Source organism: Fulvivirga marina (assembly GCF_016775155.1).
GTDB lineage: Bacteria > Bacteroidota > Bacteroidia > Cytophagales > Cyclobacteriaceae > Fulvivirga > Fulvivirga marina.
Genome location: NZ_JAEUGD010000042.1, coordinates 645,652 through 666,028, shown reverse-complemented (window position 1 = coordinate 666,028; position 20,377 = coordinate 645,652). Strand labels below are relative to the sequence as shown.

Annotated in this window: 15 protein-coding genes; 2 read left to right on the top strand and 13 right to left on the bottom strand. The window is 41.3% G+C overall.

The features are described from left to right. Window positions 1-21: 21 nt before the first annotated feature. The 3 genes from JMN32_RS13510 to pbpC form a co-directional block, all read right to left on the bottom strand. Window positions 22-1,290, bottom strand: coding sequence for an OmpA family protein (locus JMN32_RS13510; RefSeq protein ID WP_202856847.1), 1,269 nt, complete (start codon window positions 1,288-1,290; stop codon window positions 22-24). Window positions 1,291-1,370: 80 nt separating this feature from the next. After that, entirely contained in the window at window positions 1,371-2,603 is a 1,233-nt protein-coding gene (locus JMN32_RS13505) for an OmpA family protein (RefSeq protein WP_202856846.1), read from the bottom strand. An 89-nt stretch (window positions 2,604-2,692) separates the two neighbouring features. Next, on the bottom strand, window positions 2,693-5,065 hold the full coding sequence (pbpC, locus tag JMN32_RS13500) for a penicillin-binding protein 1C (RefSeq protein WP_202856845.1): 2,373 nt from the start codon (window positions 5,063-5,065) through the stop codon (window positions 2,693-2,695). A gap of 182 nt (window positions 5,066-5,247) precedes the next feature. Here pbpC and JMN32_RS13495 point away from each other — a divergent pair, with 182 nt between their 5' ends. Continuing rightward, window positions 5,248-6,423 carry a M57 family metalloprotease gene (locus JMN32_RS13495; protein WP_202856844.1) on the top strand — a complete coding sequence of 392 codons (1,176 nt, stop codon included), beginning with the start codon at window positions 5,248-5,250 and terminating at the stop codon, window positions 6,421-6,423. Window positions 6,424-6,510: 87 nt separating this feature from the next. Here the strand turns inward: JMN32_RS13495 and ilvA are convergent, their stop codons facing one another. The 10 genes from ilvA to JMN32_RS13445 form a co-directional block, all read right to left on the bottom strand. After that, entirely contained in the window at window positions 6,511-7,773 is a 1,263-nt protein-coding gene (gene ilvA / locus JMN32_RS13490) for a threonine ammonia-lyase IlvA (protein WP_202856843.1), read from the bottom strand. 121 nt (window positions 7,774-7,894) lie between these two features. Beyond that, window positions 7,895-8,941: a ketol-acid reductoisomerase gene (ilvC, locus tag JMN32_RS13485; protein WP_202856842.1), complete on the bottom strand. Its 1,047-nt coding sequence runs from the start codon at window positions 8,939-8,941 to the stop codon at window positions 7,895-7,897. A gap of 55 nt (window positions 8,942-8,996) precedes the next feature. Further along, window positions 8,997-9,536, bottom strand: a complete 540-nt coding sequence (gene ilvN, locus JMN32_RS13480) for an acetolactate synthase small subunit (RefSeq protein ID WP_202856841.1) — start codon at window positions 9,534-9,536, stop codon at window positions 8,997-8,999. 2 nt (window positions 9,537-9,538) lie between these two features. After that, a complete protein-coding gene (gene ilvB / locus JMN32_RS13475; RefSeq protein ID WP_238354455.1) occupies window positions 9,539-11,269 on the bottom strand; it encodes a biosynthetic-type acetolactate synthase large subunit in 1,731 nt (576 codons plus the stop codon). A 3-nt stretch (window positions 11,270-11,272) separates the two neighbouring features. After that, window positions 11,273-12,952, bottom strand: coding sequence for a dihydroxy-acid dehydratase (gene ilvD / locus JMN32_RS13470; protein ID WP_202856840.1), 1,680 nt, complete (start codon window positions 12,950-12,952; stop codon window positions 11,273-11,275). A gap of 3 nt (window positions 12,953-12,955) precedes the next feature. Then, entirely contained in the window at window positions 12,956-13,846 is an 891-nt protein-coding gene (locus JMN32_RS13465; protein WP_202856839.1) for a branched-chain amino acid transaminase, read from the bottom strand. Between the two features lie 245 nt (window positions 13,847-14,091). Further along, complete coding sequence (gene leuB, locus JMN32_RS13460; RefSeq protein WP_202856838.1) at window positions 14,092-15,168, bottom strand: 3-isopropylmalate dehydrogenase; 1,077 nt, start codon at window positions 15,166-15,168, stop codon at window positions 14,092-14,094. A gap of 76 nt (window positions 15,169-15,244) precedes the next feature. After that, window positions 15,245-15,835 carry a 3-isopropylmalate dehydratase small subunit gene (gene leuD / locus JMN32_RS13455; RefSeq protein WP_202856837.1) on the bottom strand — a complete coding sequence of 197 codons (591 nt, stop codon included), beginning with the start codon at window positions 15,833-15,835 and terminating at the stop codon, window positions 15,245-15,247. A gap of 4 nt (window positions 15,836-15,839) precedes the next feature. Next, window positions 15,840-17,240 carry a 3-isopropylmalate dehydratase large subunit gene (leuC, locus tag JMN32_RS13450; protein WP_202856836.1) on the bottom strand — a complete coding sequence of 467 codons (1,401 nt, stop codon included), beginning with the start codon at window positions 17,238-17,240 and terminating at the stop codon, window positions 15,840-15,842. A gap of 14 nt (window positions 17,241-17,254) precedes the next feature. Further along, window positions 17,255-18,421 (bottom strand): 2-isopropylmalate synthase, encoded by a 1,167-nt coding sequence (locus JMN32_RS13445; protein ID WP_202856835.1) that lies wholly within the window; start codon window positions 18,419-18,421, stop codon window positions 17,255-17,257. Between the two features lie 168 nt (window positions 18,422-18,589). Between JMN32_RS13445 and JMN32_RS13440 the strand changes: the two genes are divergently transcribed. Then, complete coding sequence (locus tag JMN32_RS13440) at window positions 18,590-20,158, top strand: hypothetical protein (protein ID WP_202856834.1); 1,569 nt, start codon at window positions 18,590-18,592, stop codon at window positions 20,156-20,158. Window positions 20,159-20,377: the final 219 nt, after the last annotated feature.

Here is a 20,377-nt window from a genome sequence, read left to right as displayed (position 1 = left end):
GCAATTTACTGGTGAATATATTTATTCGGCAAGGATTTCAATTTCCACCCTTACATTGTGCTTCGCCTTAACGCTGAACTTATCATACAACATGCGTCTTCCACCCCAGGCCTTAATCTCCATACGATCTGCAGATATACCTTTTTCTACAAGGTAAGATTTAATAATTTCAGCTCTCTCCTTGGAAAGTTGCTTTGCAGAGCCAAAACCTTGCTTATTGGAATCAGACAAATTAAAGTAACTACCAGCTCTTCCCATTTTTATGATCTTTCCCGGACTTTTGCCATTGGTGTGTCCATGTATTCTTATACGGTAGTTGGGGTTTTCCTGCATCATTTCCAAGAGGTTATTCACCTCATACCTGGATTCAGGACGCATGATTGCGGCATCATTGAAATAATAGACGTTGTACATAACCACAATATCTCCTACGTGATAACGCACCAGATCAAAATTAACCACGTATACATCCTCCTTTACATCGATTTCCGCTGAAGTGGTATCCTTAAAGGGGTGATAATAGTTTATATTCCTTTGACTTTTTCTGTACCCAAACACATCGCAAATAAGTACCAGGTTACCAGTACTGTTATTAGGGTCTGGCAGATCAACTTCCTTTTCACTCTTAGCTACAGTTAACAACTTAGCTCTTTCAGAATCAATAATTTGGACCTCACCTTTAACACTTTTACTGTTACGGGCATTTTCCAACTGAAACATTATCTTATAGTCCTTTAAAGTCCCTGTTTTCTCTTTCCCCGAACTGTCTCCCTCCATTGTCTCATCAGAAGTTTCTTCAACTTCATCCTCTTCGGCAGTATTATTACCCCTCTTGGCTTCTTTGCCTTTCTTTTCGTCAGTATGTTGAACCTTACCTGCATCAGTATCAGGCTGATTACTGTCTTTATTCACATCTGTAAGTTGATTTTCACCCACATCCATACCTGTACCCCCTGAACAAACAAAAACCCAGGCATCTCTAAACTGCTCACTCTCTCTAGTACTACGCATTTCGTTTATGGCAGCCTTATAATTCTTAGAAAAGTCGAGATAAACAAAATAAAGGTTCTTCTTACTATTGAAACCGTAATCAGCCACCTTGCCACTTTTTTTTATTTCAGCTACATACCGCTTAGCATAGTACTCTTTATTAGGTGAATATGCTCCTACTACCAAGTAGTACCCAGCCTCCATCTCAACAGGCTTTTGCTTTTGAGAAAAGGAGGTAAATTGTATCGCTAAAAACAAGCTAATACAAAAAGCAAAGGCTCTTTTAGTCAGTGGGCTCATGTTAAAAAACATAAAAACAAGTGAGGGTAAGTGTAAAAGTTCCCTAAATAGCAGAAGTACATGTTCAAACTTAATATTTTTTACTCTGCAAGTATCTCTACTTCCACTCTAACATTCTTATAGGCTAAAGGATCAAACTTATCATATAACATTCTTTTGCCACCCCAGCCTTTTACTTCAATCCGGTCTTCACTTATGCCTTGCTCCAACATCCATTGCTTAATGGTCTCTGCCCTATACAAGGATAGCTTCTTGGCACTCCCGATAGTTTCTTTATGGTTGGCATTGATATTAAAAAAGTTTTTATCATCCTGATTCAGGTAAATTATTTTACCCTTAGAGTTTCCATTGGTATGTCCATGGATCCTCACCTTTAATTTATCATTCTCAGAAAGCATATCAAGGAAATTATTGAGTTCATATACAGATTCAGGCTTCATAATGGCAGCATCGATAAAAAAGTACACATTGTACATCACTAACACATCTCCCTTTTTAAATCTTTCAAGTTCAAAGTCCACTATGATAGAATCTCCTACCATAGATGTATATGTCCTGGTAGTATCATTAACGGGCTCATCGAGGTCAATTTCATGTTGTATTTCCCTGAAGCCAAATATGTCGCTGATTAATTTAATCCGACCCGTTCCGTTATTCGGGTCTTTCAGTTCCACAATTTCATGCGTTTTCCCCTCTCCTATCTCCTTTATTCTTTCAAGATCCAGAATTTTAACATTACCTTTTACTTCCTTCAATGTCTTTTTGTTAGTTGCATTGAAGTATAAATAGTAGTACCCTTCCTTTTTACCTATTCCATTGTCTATTTTCTCTTCAACCATTTCCGGCTCATCTTTTTCCTCCACCTGCTCTTCGTTCATTTCTTCCGGTTCGTATCTCTCATCAACTTCTTCAATGTCTTCCTCTTTGTATGTAATAACACTTGGTGTGGACATAGTTGATTCACCCAAAGGTCCCTGATACACCCAAGCATCACTAAAACCTGGAATAGTCCTTACTCGACGAACTTCTTCAATCGCCTCAGTTACATTTGGCGAGGAAAATACATATACGTAATATAAGTTGCGATTAGGGTTGAGTGCATAGTTGGCATCAAGCATTTGCTCCCTGGCAAATGCAGTAAAGCGAATTGCATTATTTTGATAAGCAAATGCACCAATAACAACATAGCTAGTTTCAGTGGAATTAGGTTCTGAATTATTTCCCGATGCAAATACTGTATTCGAGAAAGCTAGCAAAACGACAAAAAACAGAGGCAAGAACCTGAGCCTCCATGAAATTACTTGGCCTAACATATCTTTAGTTTAAAAAATTTACTAGATAAAGATAGTAAAAATTAAAATAAGATAACTAACTCACCAATTTTTACCAACCAAAGTGACCGTTATTTACCTGATTCTGAAATGATTTTAAATTTTTGAGCAATGTATTTTCCTTTGTCATCCACTAGCGTTAATTCATAATTTCCTGCCGGCGGACTCACAGAAAGCTGATGAATCCTGGTTGTTGCCCCAACAAACTGATTGTTAAGATGCCAATAAATGGTGGTTTCGGGACGTCGGTGAGCTACTTCAAAAACAGCACTTCCCAAGCTTCCATCCAGCTCCTTAGGAATATAAATAATAGAATTTTTTTTAGGATATATAACCTCCATAGCGGCAATGCTCACCTGATCTGAAAGGCAATCTTTACGATAGGGCGGAAGTTTTCTATAGGCCGGATTTTTTGACCTGTAGTAATACTCCTGCACAGGTGGTAATACAAACCAAGAAGTATGCTCCATATTACTCACTGGTTCACAGTCCGCATGAACACGATATCCGTTAACATCAAGATGTACTGGCTTATGATACGGGCAGCCCCTTACCCGATCACCTGACTTAATGATCTGCATCGTATCTATTTGAGTACAAAACTCCGTGGCACGGAAACCACTTTCCCTACATATATTCATAGATAACATTTCCGATAGTGGTTGATCAAACCAGGACGATTTAGGTAAAATGTCAAAAACATCAAACATTAAAGGTGCTGCAGCCTGTAAACCTGTCAGCCCTGGCCTCCCCTCTCCATCGGCATTTCCTACCCAAATACCTACCACGTACTCAGAAGTTACGCCCACAGCCCAGGCATCCCGATAGCCAAAGCTGGTACCTGTTTTCCATGCTATTTTTTGAGATGAATCAAACATTTCCCAAGATGACTCCTCTGTAGGTCTGTAAACTTCAAGCAAGGCCTCCATGGTATGATAAATTGCCGCTGCACTAAGAATCCCGGTATCCGAGCGTTCCTCCTGACTACCTGATACCTGTACTGTATAATGTAAAGGTTTGTAACTACTCTCGCTATACCGATATCTATCACTATGACTATTATAATGGTTCAATGTATTCGCAAGACCTGCATACATACCACTGATATCCCAAAGTGTACCTTCTGCCCCACCAAGTATAAGGGACAAGCCATAGTGATCAGGGGATTGTACCAGCGTGGTCATTCCGAGTTCCTTCAGCAGGGAATGAAATTTTTCATAGCGATATTGTCTGAGCATTTGTACAGCAGGCACATTCAGTGACCGTGACAAAGCCCGATCTGCCGGTACAGCACCATCATATGTCCGGGAGAAATTCTTAGGAGCAAACCCACTAATAAAAACCGGAACATCAGGAATAAGTGATGACGGTAGGATCTGCCCTTCATCCAACATAGCTGCATAAAGAAAGGGTTTCAGTATACTGCCCGTGCTTCTCGGAGCTGTGATTACATCTACATAATTGTTATGTTCACGACCTGCCTGCCGAACATTGCCTACATAGGCAAGCACTTCCCCTGAACGAACGTTGGCAACTATAGCCGCAGCATTGTGCACCTCATTACCTCTCAAAGTACTATGATGGTTATCAACAATTCTAGATACTCGCCTTTGTAAAGAAAGATCTATTGTACTCGTAATGTTCCGTTGTTCATGACCATCCTTTATAGCCCTGGTCAGTAAGTGAGGCGCTAACAGAGGCAGTGGCAAGGGCTTGTCTGGTATGGATTCTGATTTCGCAAGTTGATTGGTCAAAGAGTCAATCACACCTTCTGAAAGTAACTTATCCAGTAAACGATCTCTTTTAGCCCTCAAGTCATCCCTGTTCCTGCCTGGGTGAATAAGAGCTGGGCTGTTAGGTAGTACAGCCAGCAAAGCTGCCTCTCCCCATGAAATATCTTCGGCCCCTCTGTTGAAATATCGCCAGGTAGCTGTATTGAGACCAACTACATTGCCTCCAAAAGGTGCATGGGAAGCATACATATTAAGTATTTCTTCTTTCGAGTAAGTAAACTCAATGCGAGTAGCCAATACAATTTCAATTAACTTTTGCCATAGGGTACGCGGTTTATCGCGACGACTCAACCTTACGAGTTGCATGGTTATGGTACTTCCTCCGCTTACCACCTTACCCGAACGCAGGTTTTGCCAGGTAGCCCTTAGCAATGAAAATGGATTGAAACCAGGGTGGTAGTAAAAATCTTCATCCTCAAAGTGTATAAGTGCCTCTTCAAATTTAACAGGCACCGAATCTACTTCTGCGAAACGCCATTGTCCATCAGAAGCAATTGCTGCTCCTAACAATTGTCCATCTCTACTCTCCAATGTAGTTGAATAAGGGGCATCAAATAGTTTTTCCGGCAACATCAGGTAATAGCCTAGCATTACCATTAAGCTGACCAGCACTACAAACCACTTCTTTTTATTTCGAATATAGCTCCACACATTGCAAAAGTCGTAAAATCAATACTCAAAAGAAGGAAAATCAACCATCTTTTATCAGTAACCCATAGCTACTTTCAGGTATAAAAAATTTTACCCGAAAGCGGGTATTTCCCCCATATCCCACACCCGATATCTTTATAAAAATTAATCAAACAATCATTAATTCACTTAACCAACTGAAAATGAAAAAGATCAGAATTTCACTGCTGGGAATCGTTGCGTTCTTGGCATTTATGGTGTTCTCCTGCTCGGAAGAACCTAATGTTGACCCCGTTCAAGAACCGCAGGTAGACGAACAGACCTTATCCCAGTTTTCAAAACTTGGCTTCGATGTTAGCGACATCCGATTTGAAACATTCAACAATGTCGTTACTGGAGAGTCTGAACAGGTTTATGTTCTTGAAAATGACATCAAAATCTCTCCAAAACTACTGGAAGAAATGTTACATAACGAGGGTAACGGCCCGAAAACAGAGCAGTATCGGACTACCAACCAGGTAAGTTCTCCAAAAACCATCAAAGTACTTGGTTACTACGCCAGCGGCACCAATAGTTCTTACCTGGATGCTACTATGCGATCTGCTCTACAGATGGCGGTTGACAATTACAACAATCTAAACCTGGGTCTTACGTTTACACTTGCCTTTGGAACAAACTCAAGCAACTATGACATTGTAGTAACACGAGTATCTGGTAGTGGTGGAGGAAGAGCTGGTTTTCCATCGGGAGGAAATCCATATAAATGGGTTGAGATCCAGTCTGGAACCTCCAATTATGGTCTAAACGTAGTTGAGCATGTTATGACTCATGAGATTGGGCATTGTGTAGGCCTACGACATACAGACTACTTCAATCGTTCAATTTCATGTGGTTCTGGAGGTAATGAAGGTAGCGCTGGTGTAGGTGCCATACACATACCAGGTACGCCATCTACTACAAATGTTGACATGAACTCCATTATGCTTGCATGTTTCAACGGTTCTGAAAACGGGGAGTTTAGTAACTATGACGCTACAGCTTTAACCACCTTGTACCCTGGATCAACTAACCCTCCCGGTGATCCTACTTTATCTGTTTCTCCTACTTCAGTAAGTTTTGGCTATACATCAGGCAGTCGTACTATTACAGTTTCCGCTAACGTAAGCTGGACGGTTACCGACAATGCCAGCTGGATTTCTGTTTCTCCTTCAAGTGGTTCCAATAGTGGGTCTTTTACTATTAGTGTAGCTCCATACAATATGGTATGTGAACCTTCAAGAAGAGGTACAGTTACTGTTAATGGCGGAGCTGCTGGCACTAAAACAATCTCAGTTTCTCAAAGCTCGAGACCTCTCAAACCAGGAGAGCAATGCCCTTAATTCACTAGTCACTTAGCACACGAATAAACAAAAAGGCTTCCGGTTTTAAATCGGAAGCCTTTTCTATTAAAATTCAACTTAGGGATTTTAAATTAAATAATGAAATAGCTGGGGCTGATCATTAATATACTCATATTTAAACCTCTTCACTTCCATCCTCGACATTAATGGCTTGAGATCTAACCTGTTTTGCAATTCAATACCTATCAATGCCGGTCCTCTTTCCCTGCTATTCTTTTTGGAGTATTCAAAATGAGTAATATCATCATTCTTACCCAGTACTTCGGTTAGAAATTCTCTTAACGCTCCCGCTCTCTGTGGGAAGTTAACTATAAAATAATGCTTTAGCCCTTCGTATAGTAAAGAACGTTCCTTGATTTCCATAGTTCGAGTAATATCATTGTTACTACCACTGACAACGCAGGTCACATTTTTTCCTTTAATTTTATCTTTCAAAACGTTCAACGCAGTTATGGACAAGGCTCCGGCAGGCTCAACCACTATTGCCTGCTCATTATACAGCCTCAATATCTCCCCGCAAACTAAACCTTCAGGCACCGTTATTACTTCATCAAGCAGGTCTTTACAGATATCAAAAGTTATATCTCCCACTCTTTTTACTGCCGCGCCATCCACAAACTTGTCAATATTATCCAGTGTTACTAGCTCCCCCTTTTCTATGGAATTCTTCATTGCAGGAGCTCCCTCAGGTTCCACACCAATGATTTTGGTAGATGGGGATAGTACCTTAAAGTAGCTGGCCAGCCCGGATGCTAATCCACCACCTCCAATGGGCAAAATAAGGTAATCAACAGATTCAGTACTATCTTCAAGTATCTCTTTGCCTACTGTGGCCTGCCCTTCGATGATCCTTTCATCATCAAACGGCGGAATAAAAGCCACATCGCCCTTTTCACAAAAAGCAATAGCCTCATGGAAAGCATCGTCAAATGTGTCTCCTGTAAGTACTACATCAATATACTTCTTACCAAACATCTTCACCTGATTTACTTTTTGACTTGGCGTTGGTGAAGGCATAAAAATTGTGCCCTTGATCTTTTTCAGGCTACAAGCCAAAGCTACTCCCTGTGCGTGGTTACCTGCACTGGCACATGCCACACCATTTTTTAGTTGCTCATCATTCAGGCTCTGGATCATATTATATGCCCCACGAATTTTATAAGACCGCACCACCTGAAGATCTTCTCTTTTAAGTTGAATCTTGGCATTATAGCGCTCTGATAAATGAAGATTGGGCATCAGAGGGGTTCTTATCGCTACACCTTTAAGATTTTCCGCTGCTGCGAGTATATTGTCTATCGATATTCTGTTGACTTTTGTCCGAGGCATTTCATTAATAATTTATCTCTCTCACTTTTCTACACATCGTGAAGTTCTACTAAAATTATCAAAAGCCCTTAACTCTTTAATTGAAGGACTTTTGATGAAATTTTAATTTCCAGGGAGTCGTTTATGCACTCTCCGGACGTAGCTTCCTTACCTCAGCTCCAGCTTGCCAGATCTCAGATTCTCTCAGCTCTTTCAATTCCTCTTCGAGCTTTTCACGATAATCCGCTTTGCTATTGCTGTCTATTGATTTTTGAGCCTCATTTCCTTTGGCCACCTCAGTATACAGCTCTTCAAATACAGGCTTAGAAGCATCTCTAAACTTCTTCCACCAATCCAGAGCACCTCTCTGCGCGGTAGTAGAGCAATTGGCGTACATCCAATCCATACCATTTTCCGCAACAAGTGGCATCAATGATTGAGTCAATTCCTCAACAGTTTCATTGAAAGCTTCAGATGGTGTATGACCATTGGCTCTCAAAACTTCATACTGAGCTGCAAAAATACCCTGGATAGCTCCCATCAAAGAACCTCTTTCGCCAGTAAGGTCACTATAAACCTCTCTTTTAAAAGTAGTCTCAAAAAGGTAGCCCGAACCTACAGCTATACCAAGTGCAACAACACGGTCTTTAGCTTTACCAGTAGCATCCTGAAATATTGCATAACTAGAGTTAAGTCCACGCCCTTCCAGGAACATTCTTCTCAGCGAGGTACCTGAACCTTTTGGTGCAATAAGGATTACATCTACATCTTCAGGGGGAACTATTCCTGTTCTTTCTTTATAAGTGATTCCGAAGCCATGAGAGAAATATAGTGCCTTACCCGGTGTCAAATACTTCTTTACGGTTGGCCATAGAGTAATTTGCCCCGCATCAGAAAGTAGATATTGAATCACAGTACCTCTTTCACAAGCTTCTTCTATTTCAAAAAGCGTTTTACCTGGCTCCCAACCATCGGCAACAGCTTTATCCCAGGTTTTAGAGTCTTTTCTCTGCCCTACAATCACATTGATACCATTATCTCTTAAGTTCAATGCTTGTCCTGGACCTTGTACTCCATATCCGATCACGGCTACCGTTTCATCTTTTAGCACCTCCCGTGCTTTTTCCAAAGGAAATTCATTCCTGGTAACTACTTCTTCGATTACTCCGCCGAAATTAATTTTAGCCATAGCTTAATTAGGGTTATTGTTATTAATTATTCTTTTTAAATGATGTTGTAAGGCATTATGCACTTACTAGTTGTTCTTCTTCCATCTCTTTGAGGTAAGATGAAAGCTTTTTCATGGGCTTTGAAACCGCCACTCTACCTGACCTTGCAAACTCGAGCACTCCAAAGGGCTGCAGTTCTCTCAGCAGTTCCTGTGTTTCCTCCTTATGTCCGGTCTTTTCAATAACCACGAACTCAGACTCCACTGTCAACATTCGTGCATGATGTTCTCTGATCAGCCGCTCAAAATTTCTACCCTCTTTTAGTGCGTGAGTAGACACTTTGTAAAGGGCTATTTCCTGAAAAACGGTTTCCTCATTGATATAGTAGAAGGCCTTAAGCACATCTACTAACTTCTCAATCTGTTTTACCAGTTTCTTGACTCTCTCTTCTTCAGATTTTATCACCAGTGTATACCGGTGTACTCCTTTGATCTCTGATTCTGAGACCGTCAGGCTTTCGATATTGATCCTTCTCCTGGTGAATATGATAGTTACTCTATTGAGAAGGCCGAAAAAATTCTCTGTAAATATGCTTATGGTATATTTTCGTATCATGCTTACTCTAATCTTATGTCTGAAACTGAAGCTCCGGTAGGAACCATTGGAAATACGTTATCTTCTTTCTCCACCATAACTTCCAGCAGGAAAGGTCCCTCTGTTTCGAGCATGGTTTTGAGGCCTTCGTCAAGATTTTCTCTGCCCTCTACTTTAAGGGCAGGTATCCCATAAGCCTCACTGACCTTGACGAAATCAGGGTTGACCATTTCTGTAAAAGAGTATCTCTTATCAAAAAACAGCTGTTGCCACTGCCGTACCATACCTAGGAAATTGTTGTTGAGAACAAGGATTTTGACAGCAGCTTTGGTTTGGTAAATGGTTGCAAGCTCCTGTAATGTCATTTGGAACCCTCCATCTCCTATAACAGCTACCACATCCCTTTCCGGACACCCTAGCTTCGCACCCAGAGCGGCCGGCAAAGCAAACCCCATAGTGCCAAGACCCCCTGATGTAACATTGCTGCGTGTTCTTTTGAACTGAAAGTACCTGGAAGCTGCCATCTGATGCTGACCAACGTCCGTAACCAGCACCCCATCTCCATCCAACTTTTGGGATACATTTCTAACCACCTCTCCCATGGTCATCCCTTCTTTTTGAGGGAATAAGTCTTTCGTGATTATTTTTTCTTCTTCAATAGCAGCCATTTCGCGGAAGCTATCCACCCAGTCTGCATGCTTATTAGGGAGCACCAATTCACTAAGAATTGATACTGCTTCTTTTGCATCTGCCAACAACGGTACATCAGCAGGAATAATCTTATCGATTTCAGCCGGATCTATTTCGATATGGATAACCTTCGCCTGCCTGGCATATTTGGAAACATCGCCGGTAACACGATCGTCAAATCGCATACCCACAGCAATCAACACATCACACTCATTGGTTTTTATATTTGGTGCATAGTTGCCGTGCATACCGAGCATACCCATATTTAATTCATGGTCGGTAGGCATTGCAGAAAGTCCCATTAGCGTCCAGGCAAACGGTATATCCGCTTTTTCAACAAGATTTAACACTACCTGTTCAGCCTGTGACAGTATTACCCCCTGGCCTACGAGAAGGAAAGGTTTTTTGGCATTATTGATCAGTTCTGCTGCCTCTCTGGCCTTTTCAATATCCAGCTTTTGTTTTGGAACATAACTCCTGATTATTCCACAGGGTTCATAATTGAACTCAAGCTGTCCAAATTGAGCATCCTTTGTAATATCTATCAATACCGGGCCTGGCCTTCCTGAACGAGCGATATAAAAAGCTTTGGCTATCGCTCCGGGAATATCTTCAGCTTTTGTCACCTGGCAGTTCCATTTGGTAACTGCCATTGAAACACCAAGTACATCAGTCTCCTGAAAAGCATCAGTTCCTAAAAGATGTGATGCCACTTGCCCCGTTATACACACCAATGGGTTGGAATCAATCATAGCATCTGCCAGTCCGGTAATGAGGTTGGTGGCCCCCGGCCCTGAAGTGGCAAAACATACTCCAACCTTACCACTTACACGGGCAAAGCCCTGTGCTGCATGTGTTGCCCCCTGTTCATGACGTACCAATACATGATTAATAAAATGCTGATAATCAAATAGTGCATCGTAAATGGGCATGATGGCCCCTCCGGGATAACCAAAGACAGTATCGACATCTTCTGCAAGAAGCGATTGAATGACGGCTTCAGCACCGGTCATTGTCTGTGTCATTTTTAATTCAGCTCCAACTGTTTTGGTTAGTGTCTCCATAATTTATTGATCAGTTATGCATCCCTGCGATGCGGATGAAACATTCTTAGCATATTTATACAGTACTCCACTTGTTTTCTTAAGTGGCGGTGCTACCCATTTACTGAATCTGTCTTTCATCTCAGCCTCATCAATGAGTAAATCAATGGTGTCATTTTTGGCATCAATACGGATCACATCACCATCTTTTACGATGGCAAGCGGTCCTCCTTCCTGGGCCTCAGGGGTTATATGTCCCACTACAAACCCATGGGTTCCTCCCGAAAACCTACCATCGGTGATCAATGCCACTTCTTTACCTAACCCTGCTCCCATGATAGACGAGGTCGGTTTCAACATTTCAGGCATACCGGGCCCCCCCTTAGGTCCTTCATATCGGATCACAACTACATCACCCGATTTTACTTTGCCTGCCGCCAGCCCATCATTGGCATCAAATTCGCCCTCAAAAACCCGGGCTGTCCCTTCAAACACCTCTCCCTCTTTACCAGTGATCTTTGCTACAGCTCCTTCTGGGGCTAGATTACCTTTTAATATTCTGATGTGCCCAGTTTCCTTAATCGGTTTATCAACCGGACTAATGATTGGCTGACTGTCACTCAAACCATTTACAGCTTCAAGGTTTTCTTTGATTGACTTACCGGTAATAGTCAAACAATCCCCATGAAGCAGGCCTTCGTCCAGCATCATTTTCATTACGGCGGGCACTCCCCCTTCCCGGTGCAGGTCCTCCATGAGATATTTACCACTTGGCTTAAGATCTGCCAACAGAGGTGTTCTTTCACTCACCTTTTGAAAATCTGAAAGGGTAAGCGGTACTTCAAAAGCTTTAGCAATAGCCAGCAGGTGTAGTACAGCATTTGTTGAGCCACCCAGCACGGTTATCAGTGCTACCGCATTTTCAAATGACTTCGCTGTAACGATATCTCTTGGCTTGATATCATTATATATCAAATACTTAATGGCTTCTCCTGCCAACACACACTCATTTTCCTTTTCGGGACTTTGTGCAGGATTAGATGAGCTGAATGGAAGACTCAATCCTAGAGCCTCTATTGCAGAGGCCATGGTGTTGGCAGTGTACATACCACCACATGCGCCAGGGCCGGGGCAGGCATGAGATACTATTCCCTGAAAATCCTCCTGAGAAATTGAGCCTGCCATTTTTTGCCCCAAAGCTTCAAATGCAGAAACTACGTCAAGCTTTTTGTCGCGGTAACACCCAGGTGCTATGGTCCCCCCATAAATCAATATCGCCGGACGGTTTAAACGCCCCATGGCCATCATGGCACCAGGCATATTTTTATCACATCCAACCACGGCTACCAACCCATCATATGACTGGGCGTTAACCACAGTTTCAATGGAGTCAGCAATAATATCTCTTGATGGCAAGCTATATCGCATGCCAGGTGTGCCCATAGAAATACCATCACTAACTCCAATAGTGTTGAAGATCAGCCCAATCAGTTCGTTACTGATGGTTCCTTTCTTCACTACCTTTGCCAAATCATTCAGGTGCATATTGCAAGGGTTCCCTTCGAACCCTGTACTTACTATACCTACCTGAGGTTTTTTAAGATCCTCATCAGTAAGACCAATGGCGTGTAGCATGGCCTGTGCAGCCGGCTGTGTAGGATCCTGAGTTACTTTTTGGCTATATTTATTTAATACTTTTTGCATTATTTAAACGATTGTCAATCCCTGATATTCATTAAACTTTACTTTCTGCCTGTACATGAGGTAGATATTATGTCCGGCAGAATCTTCCCAATTACCTTTAAATTTTTCTCCATTAAGCGAAGCGATTGGTGCTATCTCAACGGCCGTGCCCGTAAAGAAGGCGTTATCTGCACCATACACTTCATCTACAGTGAAATGCTTCTCCACTACCCTGATGTCTAGTTCGCGGGCAAGTTCTATCACTGTTGAGCGGGTTATTCCCGGTAAAATATTTCCTGCTGGCGGAGTGTAAAGTGTACCCTCTTTTTCAAAAAAGAAGTTGGCACCCGAGCCTTCTGCAACATTCCCATGCATGTCTAGCAATAAGCCCTCATCATACCCCAGACGCTTGGCCTCGGTGGTAGCAAGAATAGAATTTGTGTAATGTCCGACAACTTTAGCCTCAACGTGGCATGATTTCGGGTTAGGCCGCTGATACGAAGACACCATGACGTGCAGCGGATTAGTACCCAAATATTTAGCCCATTCCCAAGCAGCAATAAACACGTGCGTTTCTTCTGCAGGAGTTAACCCCATGTATGGACCAGAGTAGACTACCGGACGGATATAAGCATCGCGCAGGTTATTTCTATCCAGAAGCTCGTAAGTAATGTTAATCAGCTCTTCTGTTGAGTATGACAGGTTGACGTGCATTTTTTCAGCGGAGTACTGTAACCTGTCGTAGTGCTCCTTCGCTTTGAAAATGTTACATCCGTTTACATTTTTGTACGAGCGTATTCCTTCAAATACTCCATTTCCGTAATGTAAGGTCTGGTCGTACAAACTCGCTTTAGCCTCTCCGGCTTTTAGCCATTTTCCGTCGTGGAAAACTATGGTGTCGTCGTTGTAATACATGGCTTTAGAAGTTGTTTATTAAAAATTGGACATAAAAAAAGCGCCATCCGTAGGGGATGGCGCTTTACATATTTTTAGATATACCTATGTTCACCAGTCCCCTGTCGCTATCATAATAATGACGCTAATAATGACTAGTGATATGATGGTATTCTGGTTCTTCATTTTTATTTCTTGAAATAAAGCTAGGCAAAAAATTCCTGAAAGCGCAACTGCATTTATTATTTTTTTTCATAGCCCTATATTTAAACTGTGGTCAATTGCTTGATATATTCTGTCACGTGATCACCTACTTCCTCGGTTCCCTTAGCTTGATCTTTATTGATATCTTCAGTAACAAAACCTTCATCCATGGCCTGCATCACAGCATCATTGATAGCCTTGCTCTCCTCTATCATCCCAAATGAATACTCGAGAAGCATAGCTGCTGAAAGTATGGCTCCAAAGGGGTTAGCAATATTCTTTCCTGCTGCCTGAGGATATGATCCATGAATTGGCTCATATAAACTCTGGTTCAAGCCAATGGATGCTGAAGGCAGCATACCAAGAGACCCTGAAATAACAGAAGCTTCATCAGTAATGATATCTCCAAACATATTTTCAGTGAGCACTACATCAAAATCACGCGGGTTCTGAATGATTTTCATGGCCGCATTATCAACGAACATAAAATCCAGTTCTACATCAGGGTATTCTGACACCAGTTCTTTAACTGTTTCTCTCCATAGCCTGGAAGTAGCCAATACGTTGGCTTTATCCACTAGTGTCACTTTCTTTCTTCTATTCTGCGCAGCTTCAAATGCTAACCTGGAAACCCTGGTAATTTCATCTGTTGAGTATGCACAGGTATCAAAAGCATTTTTACCATCCTCAGAACGACCTCTAGGCTGCCCAAAATAAATACCACCGGTCAACTCACGAAAAACAACAAAGTCAGTACCATCTATAATTTCCTCTTTAAGTGGGGAAATGGGTAACAGTGCTTTATAACTCTTAACCGGGCGGACATTGGAAAACAGGCCCAGCTTCTTTCTCATAGCTAATAACCCCTGCTCTGGTCTGACTTTAGCTTTGGGATCGTTATCATATTTTGGGTGACCAATAGCTCCAAAAAGAATAGCATCAGCTTGCTGACACACTTGCTCTGTCTCTTCCGGAAACGGGTTACCTGTGGCATCAATAGCACAGGCACCTACTAGAGCTTCTTTGTAAGCAAACTCATGGCCATAAACTTCTCCAACTGCTTTTAGCACCTTTAATGCCTGGGCCGTTACTTCCGGGCCTATACCATCTCCAGATAATACTGCTATATGTTTTTTCATATTATATTTTACATGGTTAAAGAAACAGTCCTGAAAAATCAAACCAAAAGCTCCCCCAGGACCGTCTCAACTGTCATTAATCCTTCTCCATCAATTCATACTTTTCGATCTCATCAATTTTGCTCAAAAGGAAATCTATATCATCATACCCTTTTTGAAGGCAAAGCTTCTTATATGGGTTAATCTCGAAGTTCTCCACGAGGTTGGATCCAACAACGCTTATTTCCTGATCTTGCAGACTGATTCTAATCTTTGCTTCAGGGTCATTCTCAATGGTTGCGAAAACCTGATCCAGAAAAACATCTGTAACTTGTACAGGAAGCAAGCCATTATTTAATGCATTATTCTTAAAAATATCTGCAAAAAAACTAGATACAACTACTTTAAAACCATAGTCATAGATGGCCCATGCAGCATGCTCACGGCTGGATCCACAGCCAAAATTCTTCCCTGCTACCAAAATTTCTCCCTTATATTTTTTATCGTTCAACACAAACTCTTCATTGAGCTGACCATCCTCCTTGTATCTCCAATCACAAAAAAGATTGTCACCAAACCCCTCTCGGGTAGTTGCCTTTAAGAATCTGGCTGGAATTATCTGATCTGTATCCACATCCTGCAATGGCACTGGAACACAAGTTGATGTCAGGGTTGTAAATTTTTCCATGCTTTTATTTATCAATCATCTCTCTTACATCTGTTATATAGCCATTAATAGCAGCTGCTGCTGCCGTTAATGGGCTGGCGAGCATAGTGCGCGCTCCCGGCCCTTGCCGCCCTTCAAAGTTTCTGTTAGAGGTTGAAACACAGTACATCCCTTTAGGAACTTTGTCTTCATTCATTCCAAGACAAGCGGAACAGCCTGGCTGCCTTAACTCAAAGCCTGCACCTTCCAATATTTTATCCAATCCTTCAGACCGAGCCTGCAATTCAACCTGACGTGACCCTGGTATGATCATGGCATGTACGTGGTCAGCTTTTTTCTTTCCTTTTACCAACTCAGCTACCAGCCTAAGGTCCTCTATTCTGGAATTGGTACAGCTACCAATAAAAACGTAGTCTATCTTTTTACCCAATAATTGAGCACCTCCTTGCAGGTCCATGTATTGCAAGGCCTTTTTCAGGTTAGGATCAGTACTCCCATTTGATGTAGCAGGTATATTTCCTGTTATGCTAATGCCCATAGCTGGATTGGTACCATAGGTGATCATAGGATCAATATCATCGGCATTGAAATAAAACTCTTTATCAAAAACAGCATCTTCATCTGTTTTTAAGGTCTTCCAGTATTCAAGCTTTTTCTCCCAAACGTCCCCTTTAGGAGCAAACTCTCTACCTTTCAAATAGCTAAAAGTGGTCTCATCCGGAGCTATCATTCCTCCTCGTGCCCCCATTTCTATGCTCATGTTGCAGATTGTCATGCGAGCTTCCATGGATAATTCCTGTATAGTTGTTCCCATAAACTCCACAAAATACCCAGTACAACCACTGGTAGTTAGCATCGAAATAATGTGTAGTATAATATCCTTTGATAACACACCCTTTTTGAGCTTACCATCTACCTGTATCTTCATCTTCATAGGCTTCTTCTGAAGAATGCACTGTGTGGCAAACACCTGCTCTACTTCACTAGTACCAATACCAAAGGCAATGCTTCCGAATGCTCCATGAGTAGAAGTATGACTGTCACCACATACGATTGTCATCCCTGGCTGTGTGATTCCTAACTCCGGGCCAATTACATGTACAATACCCTGGTAAGGATGCCCCAGACCATATAACTCAACTCCAAACTCTTTACAGTTTTCAACCAGGGTATTTACCTGGTGCCTTGAAAGCTGATCTTTAATTGGCAAATGCTGATTTTCTGTAGGCACATTATGATCAGCAGTAGCTATGGTCTTTTCTGGTCTGAACACACCAATGCCCCGCGCCTTTAACCCATTAAATGCCTGTGGACTCGTCACTTCGTGAATAAAGTGACGGTCTATATATAAAGCTTGCGGTCCATTTTCTACTTGATGAACCACATGTTTATCCCATATCTTATCGAATAATGTTTTACCCGCCATAAGAAACTCTCTTTTTAAAAATTAACGTTGGTGATAAGGTATTTACTGACGAGGTTTTTAAGCTCTGCATCATTGACAACTGTAACCCTGTCTGCTACCTGCAAAAACCTCTGGTACACATGCTCCAATTGATCTTTGCTCAACTGCACACCTAATTTGCCAATTCGGAAATTCAATGCAGCTCTGCCACTTCTTGCCGTTAAAATGATTGAAGACTCATTTACACCAACCTCCTCGGGATCGATAATTTCATAGTTATCCCTGTTTTTGATCACACCATCCTGGTGAATACCAGAAGAGTGAGCAAATGCATTGCTACCAACAATAGCTTTGTTGGGCTGTACAGGCATGTTCATAGTAGTTGATACGAGTTGGCTGATCGGATAGATCTGACGTGTATTGATACCGGTTTCAAAATTGAGCCAGTGATGCTTTTTCAGGATCATAACTACCTCTTCAAGTGAAGTATTCCCTGCTCTTTCCCCGATTCCGTTAATAGTACACTCTATTTGACGAGCTCCGTTTTTGATCGCTTCAATACTATTAGCAGTAGAAAGTCCAAGGTCATTATGACAGTGGGTAGATATTATTGCATTTTCTATTCCTTTAACATTATCAATCAAATATTTGATCTTCTTACCATATTCTTCAGGCAAACAATAACCAGTGGTATCAGGAATATTGACCACGGTTGCTCCTTCTTTAATTACAGCTTCTACAACCTGAGCCAAAAACTCATTATCGGTACGCCCAGCATCTTCGGCATAAAACTCTACATCGCCAACAAACTTTCTAGCGTAGCGCACACATCCTTTAGCACGCTCAAGTATATCTTCTCTGGTCGTTCGTATTTTTGTAAATACATGTTGATCCGACGTACCGATCCCTGTATGTATTCTTGGCCTTTTTGCGTATTTAAGTGCTTCTGCTGCACACTCTATATCTTTCTCTACTGCTCGTGACAAAGCGCATACCGTAACATCTCCAACCTCTTTTGACACAGCTTTGACAGCCTCAAAATCCCCAGGACTGGAAATAGGGAAACCGGCTTCTATGATATCTACCCCCAGCTCTTCCAGTGCTTTCGCTATAATTATCTTCTCTTTCTTAGACAATCCACACCCTGGCACTTGCTCTCCATCCCTTAGGGTAGTATCGAAAATTTGAATGCGGTTACTCATAGGCTATTTCTTCTCATTATAATCAACTTTATTAGATCAAATGTATGGGGAATAACAGCCGCTGTAAATACCTAAAAATCGATTAATTACAGTTTCTAAAAGAATACTTTTAGCATAAAACAATAATATTACCTAAATTGGGCTAATATTATTTACCTTATAATTACGATGTCAAAGAAGAAGTCTGACGCCTTGTTCCACCTGATAAAGTCCCTAAAGAAAAGTGAGAAACGCTATTTCAGACTCTTTGTAAGCGCTGAAGAAAGCGGCCATGACAAAAAGTATATCAGACTCTTTGATCTGATAGATACTCAGGGGCACTTTGATGAAGAGGCATTATTAAAAAAGGACCCTTCTATTAATCCAAAACAGCTTTCAAACCTTAAAGCCCATCTTTATAAAAAGATATTACAGGGTATCAGACAATATAACCAATCCACAGTTCTGGACATTCAGATCAGGGAAATGATTGATCATGCACAGATTTTATTTAACAGGAGTTTGTATGATCAGTGTGCTACAGTTTTGAAAAAGGCTAAAAAGCAAGCCCATAAGATTGATAACCTTGAACTACAGCTGGAGATACTAAAATGGGAAAAGAATGTACTTACCCAAACGGTTGGACCGGGTAACCAAAACCGGGTAAACCGGATCATTGAAGAAGTGCAGGACACAAACAACCGGATCAACAATATCAATTCATTTACTAACCTGTCAGTAAAGCTAAACTCATTATATTATAAAATAGGCTTTATCAGAAACAAGTCTGATTATGAGAAAATAGTGAATATGTTCAGTATCAGCATGCCCAGCTTCAATGAAGAGGAGCTTTCACTGAACGAAAAACTCAACCTGTACAGTCTTTTTGTAAACTATTACTTTTTCATCCAGGATTTTGAGAACGGTTATAAGTTTGCTAAAAAATGGGTAGCCCTTTTTGACAAGCACAAGGAGATCAGAATATCCAAAGTAGATATGTACTTGAGCGCTATCAACAACCTGATGATTGCGCAATATAAAATCTACAAATATTATGAGTTTGTAGAAACCAGCAGACAATTACGAGAGATCAGACAATTTCCCAAAAACGTGATCAACGAAAACATCCGGTTGAAGTTGTTAAAATATTCTTATGTACATGAGTTCAATCGTTTTTTTATGCTGGGTGATTTTGACCTTGGGGTTTCGCTACTCACCAAGATCAAACCGGGTCTGGAGCAGTTCATCACTCAACTGGACAACCACTCCACCATGATCATGTACTATAAAATTGCCTGTCTTTATTTTGGAAACTCCAACTACAGCGATGCCATCTCATGGCTGAATCGGATAATCAATTCTGACAAGGTAGATATCAGAGAAGACATTCACTCGTTTGCCAGAATACTAAACCTGATTAGCCATTACGAACTTGGCAATGTAGATGTAATAGACTACTACATCAGATCGACCTATCGCTTCCTACTCAAAAAGGACGATATGTATGATTTCCAAAAATATATTCTCAAGTTTCTGAAAAAGCTCAGCTATAGATTTACCGAAGACAAGCTTATACCTGAGTTTAAGAAACTGAGAAAACAGCTTCTCCCATTACAAAGTAATCCTTATGAAAAAAGGGCTTTTATTTATTTTGACATTATTGCTTGGCTCGAATGTAAGATACAAAAGCGTTCGGTAGCGGAGGTCATTAGTGAGAAGGCTCAGGTCATATTAAAAAAGCAAAGGAAAGCGGCTTGATGACCTTGCTTTTGGGTAGTGTCAGACACTTTTACTGTAGGGTTGTTGGTAAATAAAGCACAGTTTATTGCCATGAAAGAAGCACGAATGAAGAAGCAAGTTTCTATTATGGGAAACAAGCTCAATCCGAATAGCTAACCGGTACGCTTCTGCAGAATAAAGGGACAACTTCCCGCTGTCCTTGTTGTGATGACAGAACTGAGGGTGGCTGTATTCGAG

Coding starts and splice junctions, on each gene's coding strand:
- leuC (WP_202856836.1), bottom strand. CDS start 17,240: ATGGCGGGTAAAACATTATTCGATAAGATATGGGATAAACATGTGGTT.
- leuD (WP_202856837.1), bottom strand. CDS start 15,835: ATGGAAAAATTTACAACCCTGACATCAACTTGTGTTCCAGTGCCATTG.
- leuB (WP_202856838.1), bottom strand. CDS start 15,168: ATGAAAAAACATATAGCAGTATTATCTGGAGATGGTATAGGCCCGGAA.
- JMN32_RS13445 (WP_202856835.1), bottom strand. CDS start 18,421: ATGAGTAACCGCATTCAAATTTTCGATACTACCCTAAGGGATGGAGAG.
- ilvC (WP_202856842.1), bottom strand. CDS start 8,941: ATGGCTAAAATTAATTTCGGCGGAGTAATCGAAGAAGTAGTTACCAGG.
- JMN32_RS13495 (WP_202856844.1), top strand. CDS start 5,248: ATGAAAAAGATCAGAATTTCACTGCTGGGAATCGTTGCGTTCTTGGCA.
- ilvN (WP_202856841.1), bottom strand. CDS start 9,536: ATGATACGAAAATATACCATAAGCATATTTACAGAGAATTTTTTCGGC.
- ilvA (WP_202856843.1), bottom strand. CDS start 7,773: ATGCCTCGGACAAAAGTCAACAGAATATCGATAGACAATATACTCGCA.
- ilvB (WP_238354455.1), bottom strand. CDS start 11,269: ATGGAGACACTAACCAAAACAGTTGGAGCTGAATTAAAAATGACACAG.
- ilvD (WP_202856840.1), bottom strand. CDS start 12,952: ATGCAAAAAGTATTAAATAAATATAGCCAAAAAGTAACTCAGGATCCT.
- JMN32_RS13510 (WP_202856847.1), bottom strand. CDS start 1,290: ATGAGCCCACTGACTAAAAGAGCCTTTGCTTTTTGTATTAGCTTGTTT.
- JMN32_RS13465 (WP_202856839.1), bottom strand. CDS start 13,846: ATGTATTACAACGACGACACCATAGTTTTCCACGACGGAAAATGGCTA.
- JMN32_RS13505 (WP_202856846.1), bottom strand. CDS start 2,603: ATGTTAGGCCAAGTAATTTCATGGAGGCTCAGGTTCTTGCCTCTGTTT.
- JMN32_RS13440 (WP_202856834.1), top strand. CDS start 18,590: ATGTCAAAGAAGAAGTCTGACGCCTTGTTCCACCTGATAAAGTCCCTA.